Raw genomic sequence first — 11,804 nt, 5'->3', positions numbered from 1 at the left:
CCCCAGCCGCTCGGCACCGCGGTGGTGGTCTTGTTGTTTGCCTGATCGATCTTGTAGGTGAAGCCGGCCATCGGTCCTGTTCCCGCGGCCTGCACGGTGTATGTGGTGTCCGTCAGCGTCGGGCAGGAATAGGTGAAGTTGTCCGAAGTGGGAAGAGGCGCCACCGTCCCGGCTGCACAGGCGCCGACGTAGGTTCGGTTATCCTGGTAAAACTGCTCCAGTTTGACGCGCATGCTTGCCAGGTTGTTTGTAGCCTGCGGGATTTTCCCCGTCGTTACGTAGTTATGATAGGAAGGGACGGCGATCGCAGCCAGGATCGCAATAATTGCGACCGTCACCATCAGTTCGATCAGCGTAAAGCCAGTACCACTAGCCGATCGCTGACGTCGGGAAAAAAAATTGTTCATGGTTAATGTTCCTGTTTGGTAACGCTACTTTAATTAAATGTCATTGAAATAAAAGAGTTGGCAGACGAACGGAACAAATCCGAGAATCAGCGGTTTGTATTGACGCAACATGCGCGTGCAAAACAGGCAACACCATCCATTTCTTCTTCCAATCCTCGGGCGCAAGGTACACTAGCGGCCTGTTCCAGCTATCCGCTCATTTTCCCCATGCACTTCGACGATCCCCTCTCCGACAAGGAATTCAAGGAACTCGACCAGTTCCTCCTCTCCGACCGCTGTGCCGACGACGGCATGACGATGGACTCATTGCACGGCTTCCTGACGGCGCTGGCGATCGGTCCTGAAGAAGTGCTGATGGCCGAATGGCTGCCGCTGGTGTGGGGGTCAAAAGGCAAGGAAGGGCCGGCCTTCAAGTCACCCAGGGAAGCCGAGCGCATCACCGCCCTGATCGCGCGTTTCATGAACGAAGTGGTGATGACTTTCGAGGTGGCGCCAAAGGAATTCGAGCCGCTGTTCTGCGAACACGAGGTCGAAGGCCGTACCCTGATCGATGGTGAAGCGTGGGCGTGGGGTTTTTGGCAAGCGATGAATCTGCGCGCCGAGGCCTGGGAGCAGATCTGGTCGTCCAACATCGCGGAAATGGTCGAGCCGATTTATCTGCTCGGCGCGGATGAAATCGCGGAAGATGAAATGGCGCTGGTCGATGACCCGTTCAAGCGCGACAAGCTGGCCGTGGAAATGGAGGCCGCCATTCCGCATATCCATCGCTTCTGGAAGTCGCTGCGCAAATCGGCGGTGCAGCAGGTACAGCGCGATGCGCCCAAGGTCGGCCGCAACGACCCCTGCCCCTGCGGCAGCGGCAAGAAATTCAAGAAGTGCTGCGGCGCGGATCAGGCGGAAGACTAGACTTCAACGCTAGATTCCGTACTGCTTCTTTGCATGCGGCTTGTGGTTCCTGGTTGCCGCCGAGATTTCCTCCAGCGGCAGTTTGGGCGTGCGGTCGGCGGTCAGCAGGCCGTTCGCTTCCTGGAACGTGTCGGCGAACTGGGTATAGCAGAAGCCGCTGAACATCGGCGTTTCATTCACCACTTCCAGCAGGCGGCGGTAGCTGTCAAGAAAGTCCTGATCGCTGTCGGCGAGTGAATATCCCCAGACATTGCTGACACCCGGCTCCGCTTTCTTTGCATAGGTGATGCCGCCGAATTCCGTCAGGATGATCGGCTGGCCCCGATGCGGATAGCCGTCCAGCGTCAGTATTCGCCCTCCCGGCCGCCGCCGATCGAACAATTCCTGCGTACTCACGCCCGATGCGTATCGGGTCTTGATCCGCTCGGGGTCGCCGTCGTAGTCATGAATGCCGAGCAGATCCGTGGCGGAGGCCTCCCAGCCGTCGTTGCCGATAACCGGCCGCGTCGAATCGAAGGTGCGCGTCAGGTGGTACAGCGCTTCGACCGCGTTGCGATGCGCCTGCATCGAGGTCAGGTTGGGCACGCCCCAGGATTCATTGAAGGGGACCCAGACGATGATGCATGGGTGGCTGTAGTCGCGCTCGATCACTTCGCTCCATTCGCGCACCATGCGGTTGATCGCCAGCGGCGTGAAGCGGTACGCGGAGGGCATTTCCTCCCAGACCAGCAGGCCGAGCCGATCGGCCCAGTACAGATAACGCGGGTCTTCGATCTTCTGGTGCTTCCTGACGCCGTTGAAGCCCATTGCCTTGGCCAGCTCCACGTCCCGGCGCAAGGCATCGTCGGAGGGCGAGGCCAGCAAGGTCTCCGGCCAGTAGCCCTGATCGAGCACCAGCTTGAGGTGATACGGCCTGCCGTTGAGCATGAAGCGGTCGCGATTGATTGTCACCGAGCGCAGCGCCGTATAGGAGCGCACCTTGTCGAGCACCTGATCCTTGTGGTGCAGCGTCACTTCGGCATCGAGTAGCGTCGGATGCTCCGGGCTCCACAACAGTTCGTTGCGCGAATCGTCGATGCCCGGGTCGGACAAGGCAATCTTGCGATGCGCTTCGCCGCCGATGATCTGGTAGGTGTCGTCCGCCAGCATCTTCGCGCCGCTGCGTATCTTCACCTCCACCGACAGATCGTCTTCCAGGTCACCGACGACAAAGCTTTCGCACTCGATCTCGAAACCGTCGAAATGCGGTGTCCAGCGCAGCCGGTCGATATAGGTACGCGGCACGCGCTCAAGCCATACGGTTTGCCAGATACCGGTGGTGCGCGGATACCAGATGGAATGCGGCTCGGGTTGCCAGTCCTGCTTGCCGCGCGGCTTGGACAGGTCATGCGGATCGTCCTCCACATAGACCGTGAGCGTGTGCCGCTCATCCTGCCCGAGCGCGGTCGTGATATCGGCGCGGAACGAGCTGTGCCCGCCCTCATGCTCGGCAACCTTGTGACCGTCAACCCACACCTTGGCGTGATAATCGACGGCGCCGAAGTGCAGGAGAATACGGCCGCCATCCGGTTTGATGCTGAATTCACGCTGATACCAGCATGCCCGGTGAAAGCCGCGGTCGCCGATGCCGCTGGCCTGTGATTCCGGAGGAAAAGGAACTTGAATGTCGTGCGACCACTGGATAGTGTCAGAGGGATGCTTGTATTGCTTGTCGTTGTCGAAGGTAAATTTCCACTGGCCATTTAGCGATTGCCAGTGCTCGCGCACCAACTGCGGACGCGGGTATGCGGTATCGGCCATTCTGGTTCCTTTGCGGTGAACGCTACCTCATTTGGAGTGTTGCCAATCGAGGCTGTTCCCATCGCTGCACAAAGAATGTCGATGACGGATATCGCTTACGCCGCCTCCCGCTCCGGCTTGTCATCCCATGCCACGAGATTTTCCCGCACGTAGCGCTCAAGCGCGCTGGCAAAGCTCGGCAGGATCAGCCCGCGCTCGCTCGACAAGGCTGTCATGCCGCGACCGCCGCCATGCGTCTTGCTCAGCATCGATGTATCCAGACCTGCCTGGCGTGCCGCCCGTTCGGCCAGTTCAAACCAGGACACTGTGCCCTGATTGGCAAGATGCCAGATGCCGTTGACGCGATCAATCAGCAAGTCGATCGTTGCATGCGCAAGGTCGGGAACATAGGTGGGCGACACCTGCGAATCATCGCTTGCCGCGACGCGTCTGCCGGCGGACAACTCGCGCAGCACGCCATGCACGAAGTTGTATCGGTCCCACGGGCCGAAGAAAGCGCTGGTGCGCACCACCAATGCATCAGGGAAAGCCTGCAGCACGCGGCGTTCGGCTTCCGCCTTGCTGCTGCCATAGACGCACATGGGCGAAACCTGGTCGCTCTCGACATAAGCGCGGCCGAGGTTGCCGTCAAAGACCAGGTCCGACGAGAAGGTGACATACGGAATCCCCAGCCTCGCACATGCTCGCGCCAGCATCTCCGCGCCGGCGGCATTCTCGCGAAAGCAGCGCTCCGATTCTCGCGCGGCGTCCGGCACGCGCACGTAGCCGGCGGCGTTGATCACCGCCCATGGCCGATGCAGCTTCAACGCCGCCTCCACCGATGCCTCATCCGCGATATCCATGTCGTCCCGGGTCAGCAATTCATGGGCAAGCGCGCGTCGCGTGCAAATGCGCGACAACGCCCGCCCGAGCGTTCCCCTGCCGCCAGTGATCGCGATCTTGCGTGCCGACTTGATGATCTCCGGCGCGATGATGCGCTGCGGCGAATGCGCGAAGAAGCGGTCCGGGCGGTGCCACCACCCCGGCGCATCCAGCACGGGATGATCGAAGCTGCCGGTCTTCGCCAGTGACGCCGCAGCGCCAGCCAGGGCGGTTGGCCGCACCGAGCCGCCGCGCACATCGAACAAGCCGCTTTCATAGAAACCGTTGTCCTGCATCAGCAGCGAATTCCAGTCGAGACAGCCGAAGATGGACCATGCGGTCACTGCCCGAATATCCGCACCCTCGCCTCGCAGCGTATGCGCGGCTTGCCACATGTCGTGCAGCCATCGCAGCTGATCATCGCGTGCTCCACCAAGATGCGCTTCGGTGACCGCAATCGGCAAGCGATAGCGTTCCCATACTTCGCGCAGGCGCTGCGCAGGGCCGGTCAGCCCGTCCGCGTAATGCACACGCGTAGCGTGAATATCGACGTACGGCACGCCCTCGCATTGGAAGGCTGCGGGATAGTCGCGCTTGCGATGATCCAGAAACCGCTCACTGGTGACGTAGTGGTTGATGCCGATAATATCGGGCACGCAGGGCCGTTCAACGAAGAAATCCATCTGGCGTGCGTCGATGCCGGCATCGATGAATGTCCTGTACCATGAATGCGAAGCGTCGATGCGACCGCACAGCAGATCGAAACACAACCAGCGCCGCTCGTTCTCATAATCCGCCTGATACTTCAGGTCAGGCAGGCTGAACACCTTGCCCATATCCTCCGTCTGCACCAGTTGGGCGTCCGGAATGATGCGCCGAATCGCGCGCATGGAAAGCGCCACGGCACGGCATTCCGTGTACAGTGCACGCAGCATCGTATGCGTATCCCGCCCATGCGGATACCAATGTCCATAGAGCCCGCTGAAGCGCGCGGTCGTCAGCGGCTCATTCACCGGCGTGAATCGTTTGATCCAGGGATAGCGCTGCGCCACGCGCTGCGCATATCGCGCCAGCAGGTCCGGAAATGCGGGGTCGAGCAAGCTGGTATAGCGCGGCCCGCTGCCGTGATGGACCAGGCCGGCGATCGGCGTCACGCCCAGTTCGCGCAAGCGGCCGAGCCGAACATCGTGCCAATGCCAATCCGACGTGTCCGGATGATCGGGCGCGACGGTTTCCCACAATACCGGATAGCGTAGCGTGCGAATGCCCAGCGCCGCGATTGCATCGAGGTCGTCGATGCGATCGACGTGCCCTGTTTCAGCGATCTGATTGCGGTAACTGTCCTGAATGCGCACCACCGTGCATTCAATGCCTCCCCATAATTCAAGCTGCTTTGTCGTCGGTTGCAATGATTGTTTTTCCGTTTTCTTCAAGATCATGGCGATGTGTGTCCAAAGGAAGGCGAGCACCGGCGCGGCCCGCACCGCCTTTCGATTGCTTGCGCAATGGGTCAGCCGCACAGGTGATCAACGCCTGCGTGACTTGAATTCGATCAACGCTGAATGAATACGGGATGCTTCAACGCATTCGTATTGTTCGTATCGCGATTTCTTTACCGCTTGAACCATTCAAGCTGACTCTCGGTCGGGAAAAATGTTCCCTTGATAAATCTGCGCGGAAATGTCGGAAGACGAAGGTGTGCTGTGCGGACAGGTGCTGCCCGGCTCTTGAAGTGCGAATCGTGGAGCGAAGACGCAGACGCCGGCACTATGCCGGCGTTCTGCGAGGAAATGGTGAATGCGGTGGGCTTAGCGTGCCGGCATCACGGAGACGCGGACTCGCATCCGCTCACCGGGATCGTAAGGCATCACGCTGGTGTAGGTATGGCCGTGGTATTCGTATGTCACGGCATAACCGTTGGTGCGCGACTGCCAGTTGTCGACGGTGCGGCAGCGATTTACCGGCTGCGACTCGGTCGCCACTGTTTCGCTGTTTTCCATGCGGTCGCCGACGATCGCACCGGCGATCGCGCCAGCCGCTGTCGCGACGGAGCGACCGCTGCCGCCACCGACCTGGTTACCGATGATGCCGCCCGCAAGTCCGCCGAGGATGGAGCCGCCGACGCCGCGCTGCTGCTGGCGTTGCACTGGCACGTATTCGGTATGGCATTCCTGTTGCGGATAATTCACTTGCTCGACCTGCGGCGTCACGCTCATGACGCGGGCATAGTCGTCAAAATCAGCGGCATGGGCCGCGGGCAGGCTGAAAAGGCAGGCAAGAGAAGCGATGAGTTTCGCTCGCATATTCATTGATGACTCCCGGGAAACTTGGACCTCGATACTATCCCTGTAAACGCTGCAGCAAGGCAAAAGTAATACAGAGAAATGTAACGGATTGTATCGTCATCCGTCAGTCTGCGGGAGCCGGCTTCCGGCCTCGCGAAAGCCACGCGGAGTTGCGCTGCGACGGATGAGCGCGAGGGCCCAAGACGTTCCTAAACGCCCGATGTGTCTTTCCGCGCGCCGACCGCCCTTGCCAGTTGCACCAGCAACGAGCCTTTCACCATGGACAAGGCCACATTGCTGCCCAGCTTGAATCCGCGCATGGCAGCCGAGTCCATCATGGCAAGCACCTGGTCGTGCGTCAGATGTTGATAATCCGTGCGGGCATAGAGTATGTCCCGATTCTTTGTATTGAGATCGGTAACGATTTCTTCCGGTGTCATCATTCGCTCCTGAGGTCCGTCATGCGGACTAACTTTTCAATGAAGGCATCGATTTTCTTGCTTGCCTAAAGCGAAGTTAAACTTGATCGGAAGACAACAGTCTGAGAAAACCCGAAGCGGGAGCGCCCCAGTATTGTTCATGCTCAAGCTTTGTTAAAACTGTGTTGCATCACAGCAGCAAGAGCGAAGTTGCCCGGGCGTGTCATCAATTGTCTCGGGAGTGCGAAGTAATTGATGACGCGCTAGCGTGGAGGATTGTTGAATGCCTCTTCTTCGATTCGGTAATCGTCGGCGCAGGTCTTGCTGCAGAAACGGCGCACATTGTCGAGCGGCTGATTGCAATACCAGCACGCGCCCTTCGGCTTCAGATCCGCAATATTTTTGGGCTGCGCAATTTCAGCCGGTCTGACAGGGTCAGTGCGATCGTCGGTATGGTCTGCCTTCATGATCGAGCCGAAAGATGATGTTCCGTGATGGTATCGCGGAGAAATGCTGGAAGCAGTATAGTCCGTTCCGCGCGCACATTGAGAAGTATGGCAAAAAATTCGCACACGCGTTGTCGCGGAAAGAAAACGACCCGCCAGCCTTGCGCCGGCGGGTCCAATCCCGACCTCGGAGGAAAAGCGGATCGTCTGCCCCACTATGACAATCGACCGCCATGCAATTGCATCATGGCGATGATTTTTTTAACCGACAATCAGGCGTCGGTTTACCCCCTAATCTCCCCGATCGACTCGACGGTGCGCCTTGCTGCATGCGGCGACGATGACTCCGCTGCAACGAGTTTTGGCATGGAGGCGTCGCCGCGAAATTGATCTGTTTCCTGAGTGAACTTTTCCCTTTGCGCTTGCGTCAAAACAGACCGCTTCAACACGGGGAAGCGAACAACCCCGCATATCGCGACGCTCGGGAGGTAGTGTGTCAGCAGTACTTGGTTCAGAAGATGCGATTCCCAATATCAGCCCGAAGTCGGGCGCTATCGAGATTCGTGAAGGTGACTGGAAGGCCTATCTTCAATGCATTGCAAGGTGCAAGGAAGACAAGAGCATCATCGATCGCTACGGCAGTGCCGTGGCATACAAGCGTGCCTGCGCCATGGCGTATCTGGGCAAGCGCGCGCAACTTCATGGTGGCGTATGCAGTTCCAGGCACCCGCATATCATCACACCGCAATTTATCGTCGACCTGGAGGTCAACAACCGCACCATTCGTTATACGCGCTATCCATGGCTGCGGTCGCTGATGAATCTATTGGCGGAAATCGAGCTGATTCAGGATCAGATTTCCAGCACCAATGTCATCACACTGGTGCCGGCATCGAAATAACTCCTGTGTCATCGCACCAATGATCTTTCGATGCAGGATCGCGATAAAAAACCCGCTGCGTTCAAGCGCATGCGGGTTTTTTTGTGCCTTCCTTATGCCTTCATCTTGCGGCGCGGCCGGATCGCGGCGCAACGCACAGTTCAAACCACAGTTCAAACGATCGGTGGCGTCACTTCATGCTCGACATTGCTGCTTTCATCGCCCACCTTGCTGTTCCATGCCCTGACGAAGCATTCCTTGTCCTGCTCGGACGGCTCGGCGAACCAGACGACGATCAGCTTGCCCTTGTGGTCGTGCAGGTGCGACAGCTTGCCGAGAAATTCCTCGTTGCCGCTGGCGTCGGCAACCGCGAGTGCATAACCGTACACGCGATTCAGACGTTCGATGCGATCGGGTTCGGTATTGCTGTTCGTTGCACTGATTTTCGGGTGATCTAAGTACATCTTGCGCTCTCCGTCTGAACTGGGTTGCCGTCACCGGCCGCTGTATCTTGCCGTGTTGCCCACATTCTTGGTGACAATCGCCGTTTGCGCAAGCTTTTCCAACACGGTGAACAGAATGCAACCGGGGCGAACGAATTGAAAAATCGCGTGCCCAAACATGCATCCGGTACGGGCCTGGCGGAGCGCACAATGCATCTTCACGTCGAAAGTCGATCGGGCCCCTACGGCGACAGGGAACCGCTCGCCTTCCAGCTCGGCGGACAACGCATCGATGTCGTCGACATCGTCGATCGCTGGATCGCGCAAGACCACAGCTACTACAAGATCAGCGCCAGCGACGGCGGCACCTACATCCTGCGCTATTCGCCGCCCGCGCGTGAATGGGAACTCACCCTGTTCCAGGCGCCGGCAAGCTGAACCACGCACCGTCGCACGCATGCGACGCGATCTTCAAAGTATTGACCGCAATCAATACCCGGCAGGAGTGACTCACTACTATCGGAAAGCAGACGCACTCTTGTCGTCCCATTCATGCATGTCCAACCAATGGAGAAAAACAATGAACAAGACAAGCACTGAGCCATTAGTCGCCGATGAAGGTGTGAGGTTTACCGTTGAAGTCGGATTCACCGATCGGGAATGCCTGGTATCGAAGAATGCGCTCGCTCATTTGCGTCGCACCAAAGGCGGGCAGATGGATTTTCTGGAGACCTATCGCGCGTATGAAGATCAGATTCACAGCGTCGCGCGCAGGCTGGTTGTTGCGGGAGTCAGCGGATCGCCGCTGGTTCTCGGCGCGGCCTACTTTGCATAATTTTCAAAATGCGCGAGCCGGCGCGGATGAAACTCGACGCAGATAGGCAAGCGCACACTTCGTCGTTAAGCACGGAGATGAGCTCCTCTGAGAATTATCAAAATTACATCCGGGCGATTGGTCAGAATAGGATCCAGATTGAACCAGAAAACGGGGAACTGCAGATGAACGAAATTAAAGAGACAAACTATTCCGAGCAATTTCAATACGACCCCAACAATCTGTTGGAGTCCTTGATCGAAAGGCTGAATCTGAAAAACGATGCGGCACTTTCGCGTGCGCTCGAAGTCGCACCACCATTGATCAGCAAGATCCGTCATCGCAGGCTTCCTGTCGGCGCGTCGCTTCTGATCCGCATGCACGAAGTTTCGGATCTGAGCATCAAGGATCTGCGCCATCTGATGGGCGACCGTCGCACCAAATTCCGGATCAGCGACAAGCAGTTCAAGCCGAAGGAAACGCCGGTATCGGCTGCGTCGAGCGCGGCTTGAAGCACCACGTCAGCACCGGGCAGGCAGCGGAAGCACGCAACGCAAGCTTTGGAGATTGACAGGAACAGACGGCTCCCACCGACGGTGCGAGCTGTTTTTCCATCGTTGATGGCTGGTCAATACTTACCCACAGCAACTGTGGTCAAGTTTGTGGACAACTATGTGGATTGTTCCGCAAGCTGTTCATTTCAATGCGTTTTATCCTTCCGGATAAAAATTGCACAAATTGAGCCCGGCTCTTTGGGATGTGGTCGAATCCAGCCAAGTAACAATGCTGCGGATCGCTACGCACAAATAAAAGGTTCTTCACGGATTATCGTGAACGAATAGAAACAAGGTGGGCAGTGAAACGTCGATAAACTGGTTGTGCGACCAATCAGCAAATGACGAGACACTGCCCTCATGATCGATCTTACGCATGACCTCCCGTTCTGGGAAGGTTTTTCCATTTCTTCGCTGGATGTGCAGGACGATATCGTCCTGATCAGGCTGGAGCCGCGGCCGGACGCAGCGATGGTGTGGCATGAGACGAGAGGTAATGGAATGGACGCACAGTCATCAATAAGCGCATCATGGTGGCATCGGACTTCACCTTGGCAATCGATACCTCGGCAGAGGTCAATGCGTACAGCGGAGGCTTGGCAGCAGCGCGAGCACACGCAATGCTGAATTGTGTGAACGGCACGATGGATTTAATCGCCTTCTACAGCACGATCGAGTCTACGTTGGCTGAAATGGGAAGGGAGAGATCCGACGCAGTCGCAATATACAGCGCGAACGCACATGCCGATGCGACTCAAATTTGAAGAGATGTACAAGTTATTGGGAGGAGTACTCCAGAATATAGCACTGAAACAGCAGTGTGATGAATCGCTACCAGTATCCTAGACACTAGCGAGCCGCTCGAAATACTGCTTCTCGTAGTCTACCGGCGAAAGCCGGTTGTTGTAGCCGTGACGCCGCTTCGGATTGTAGGACATCTCGATATAGTCGAACACGTCCCGCCTGGCTTCTTCCCCGCTGTTGTAGATCTTGCGTCTGATTCGCTCGCGCTTTAGCAATTGTGAAAAACCCGCCGCCACGGCGTTGTCGTGACAGGTGCCGTGCCGGCTCATGCTTGCCTTCAGTTTGTGCGCCTTCAGGAAGTCCTGCAACGAAAAAAGGAAAAACATGCTCAAGCGTTAACCTGGGTGTGAAACGCGCCGGGCAAGACCCATCGACAAACCATTGGCGATGCGCGTTGCATACTTCTGCATCAGGGTAGAGAGCGCCTGCATGTCATGCGCAAGAATGCGGTTGAGAGGACCGGTGATGCCGAGGCTGAATACCACTTCCGAACCACGCAAGAAAACCGGCACCGCGACTGCCGCGAGCCCCTCGTCGATTTCGCCGACGCAGGTGGCAAACCCCGTCTGCCGGATTTGTTCGTACTCTTCCTTGACCTTCGCTTTCGAGGTATTCGTCTTCGAGGTAAGTTTCTCCAGCGTGCCGCTCAAGGCACGCTCTATGGTCGCGACGTCCTGAAATGCCAGGATCGCTTTTGCGGATGCCGCTGCGTGCGGATGCATGGAACGCCCCGGGATGACGAAGCCACGCCATGGCGTGTCGGGGGCCTCCATCGCGATTGACCGCACCGTATCTCCTTCCATCTTGGTGATGTAGCTGGTTTCGCCGGTGTCGGCGGTCAGTTCCCGCAAATATGGTCCTACGACGGCCTCGACCCATTCAGTTTCCGCGCTCATTATGGCGAGCCTGCGCAGGCGTCGACCGGCGGCATAAACCGAGGCGCCGGCATGCGTTGGCGTCACTAGCTCAAGCTCCTGCATCGTCCTGAGCAGGCGGTGGACCGTGCCTTTCGGCAGATCGGCCATGGCAGAGACGTCGGTCAGCGACAATCCATCCGGAAACGCGGACAGCAATTCCAGTATGCGGATATACCGCTCCAATGGTGGCAATTTCTCTTTCTCGGACATGCTATTCCCATTCTCGTTTTGAAGCGCGAGTGTGCGGCAAAAGCGCGGTTTCTGGCAA

The 11,804-nt window shown here is 57.8% G+C and carries 13 protein-coding genes and 1 pseudogene; 5 read left to right on the top strand and 9 right to left on the bottom strand.

Translation table 11 applies throughout. The annotated features are described in order from the left end of the window. A partial coding sequence (locus tag VJ651_RS14740; RefSeq protein ID WP_324108178.1) for a type IV pilin protein occupies positions 1-407 on the bottom strand: 407 nt, incomplete at its 3' end. Positions 408-614: 207 nt separating this feature from the next. Between VJ651_RS14740 and VJ651_RS14735 the strand changes: the two genes are divergently transcribed. Further along, positions 615-1,313 carry a UPF0149 family protein gene (locus tag VJ651_RS14735; RefSeq protein WP_324108177.1) on the top strand — a complete coding sequence of 233 codons (699 nt, stop codon included), beginning with the start codon at positions 615-617 and terminating at the stop codon, positions 1,311-1,313. A gap of 9 nt (positions 1,314-1,322) precedes the next feature. Here VJ651_RS14735 and VJ651_RS14730 read toward each other — a convergent pair whose 3' ends face one another. From VJ651_RS14730 to VJ651_RS14710, 5 genes are all read right to left on the bottom strand, one after another. After that, positions 1,323-3,113 carry a glycoside hydrolase family 2 protein gene (locus VJ651_RS14730; protein ID WP_324108176.1) on the bottom strand — a complete coding sequence of 597 codons (1,791 nt, stop codon included), beginning with the start codon at positions 3,111-3,113 and terminating at the stop codon, positions 1,323-1,325. Between the two features lie 95 nt (positions 3,114-3,208). Continuing rightward, positions 3,209-5,383, bottom strand: a complete 2,175-nt coding sequence (locus tag VJ651_RS14725; protein WP_324108175.1) for a family 1 glycosylhydrolase — start codon at positions 5,381-5,383, stop codon at positions 3,209-3,211. A gap of 399 nt (positions 5,384-5,782) precedes the next feature. Next, on the bottom strand, positions 5,783-6,283 hold the full coding sequence (locus VJ651_RS14720; RefSeq protein ID WP_324108174.1) for a glycine zipper 2TM domain-containing protein: 501 nt from the start codon (positions 6,281-6,283) through the stop codon (positions 5,783-5,785). Between the two features lie 185 nt (positions 6,284-6,468). Next, on the bottom strand, positions 6,469-6,699 hold the full coding sequence (locus VJ651_RS14715; protein ID WP_324108173.1) for a hypothetical protein: 231 nt from the start codon (positions 6,697-6,699) through the stop codon (positions 6,469-6,471). A 242-nt stretch (positions 6,700-6,941) separates the two neighbouring features. After that, the gene (locus VJ651_RS14710) at positions 6,942-7,340 is read right to left on the bottom strand and encodes a hypothetical protein (protein WP_324108172.1); all 399 of its coding nucleotides are present in this window, start codon (positions 7,338-7,340) and stop codon (positions 6,942-6,944) included. Positions 7,341-7,617: 277 nt separating this feature from the next. Between VJ651_RS14710 and VJ651_RS14705 the strand changes: the two genes are divergently transcribed. After that, the gene (locus VJ651_RS14705) at positions 7,618-8,025 is read left to right on the top strand and encodes a hypothetical protein (protein ID WP_324108171.1); all 408 of its coding nucleotides are present in this window, start codon (positions 7,618-7,620) and stop codon (positions 8,023-8,025) included. 152 nt (positions 8,026-8,177) lie between these two features. On the opposite strand, the gene VJ651_RS14700 is transcribed toward VJ651_RS14705, so the two are convergent. After that, positions 8,178-8,468 (bottom strand): hypothetical protein, encoded by a 291-nt coding sequence (locus VJ651_RS14700; protein ID WP_324108170.1) that lies wholly within the window; start codon positions 8,466-8,468, stop codon positions 8,178-8,180. 189 nt (positions 8,469-8,657) lie between these two features. Between VJ651_RS14700 and VJ651_RS14695 the strand changes: the two genes are divergently transcribed. The 3 genes from VJ651_RS14695 (at position 8,658) to VJ651_RS14685 (ending at position 9,773) form a co-directional block, all read left to right on the top strand. Then, positions 8,658-8,885, top strand: a complete 228-nt coding sequence (locus tag VJ651_RS14695) for a hypothetical protein (RefSeq protein ID WP_324108169.1) — start codon at positions 8,658-8,660, stop codon at positions 8,883-8,885. 142 nt (positions 8,886-9,027) lie between these two features. Further along, positions 9,028-9,282 (top strand): DUF1488 family protein, encoded by a 255-nt coding sequence (locus tag VJ651_RS14690; RefSeq protein WP_168798530.1) that lies wholly within the window; start codon positions 9,028-9,030, stop codon positions 9,280-9,282. A gap of 164 nt (positions 9,283-9,446) precedes the next feature. Next, complete coding sequence (locus tag VJ651_RS14685) at positions 9,447-9,773, top strand: hypothetical protein (RefSeq protein WP_324108182.1); 327 nt, start codon at positions 9,447-9,449, stop codon at positions 9,771-9,773. A gap of 884 nt (positions 9,774-10,657) precedes the next feature. Here the strand turns inward: VJ651_RS14685 and VJ651_RS14680 are convergent. Both VJ651_RS14680 and VJ651_RS14675 read right to left on the bottom strand, forming a co-directional pair. Then, positions 10,658-10,924, bottom strand: a pseudogene (locus VJ651_RS14680) (IS3 family transposase); the annotation flags it as partial. A gap of 30 nt (positions 10,925-10,954) precedes the next feature. Further along, the gene (locus VJ651_RS14675; protein WP_324108168.1) at positions 10,955-11,746 is read right to left on the bottom strand and encodes an IclR family transcriptional regulator; all 792 of its coding nucleotides are present in this window, start codon (positions 11,744-11,746) and stop codon (positions 10,955-10,957) included. Positions 11,747-11,804 lie beyond the last annotated feature (58 nt).

It is taken from the genome of Noviherbaspirillum sp. (genome assembly GCF_035254865.1).
Classification (GTDB): Bacteria; Pseudomonadota; Gammaproteobacteria; order Burkholderiales; family Burkholderiaceae_D; genus Noviherbaspirillum.
The sequence above is the reverse complement of the archived record's forward strand: the minus strand, read 5'-3'. Positions and strand labels throughout refer to the sequence as shown.

Excerpts from the sequence above, each read along its gene's own strand:
- VJ651_RS14715 (WP_324108173.1), bottom strand. The coding sequence starts at position 6,699 with ATGACACCGGAAGAAATCGTTACCGATCTCAATACAAAGAATCGGGAC.
- VJ651_RS14675 (WP_324108168.1), bottom strand. The coding sequence starts at position 11,746 with ATGTCCGAGAAAGAGAAATTGCCACCATTGGAGCGGTATATCCGCATA.
- VJ651_RS14690 (WP_168798530.1), top strand. The coding sequence starts at position 9,028 with ATGAACAAGACAAGCACTGAGCCATTAGTCGCCGATGAAGGTGTGAGG.
- VJ651_RS14730 (WP_324108176.1), bottom strand. The coding sequence starts at position 3,113 with ATGGCCGATACCGCATACCCGCGTCCGCAGTTGGTGCGCGAGCACTGG.
- VJ651_RS14735 (WP_324108177.1), top strand. The coding sequence starts at position 615 with ATGCACTTCGACGATCCCCTCTCCGACAAGGAATTCAAGGAACTCGAC.
- VJ651_RS14695 (WP_324108169.1), top strand. The coding sequence starts at position 8,658 with ATGCATCTTCACGTCGAAAGTCGATCGGGCCCCTACGGCGACAGGGAA.
- VJ651_RS14685 (WP_324108182.1), top strand. The coding sequence starts at position 9,447 with ATGAACGAAATTAAAGAGACAAACTATTCCGAGCAATTTCAATACGAC.
- VJ651_RS14720 (WP_324108174.1), bottom strand. The coding sequence starts at position 6,283 with ATGAATATGCGAGCGAAACTCATCGCTTCTCTTGCCTGCCTTTTCAGC.
- VJ651_RS14700 (WP_324108170.1), bottom strand. The coding sequence starts at position 8,468 with ATGTACTTAGATCACCCGAAAATCAGTGCAACGAACAGCAATACCGAA.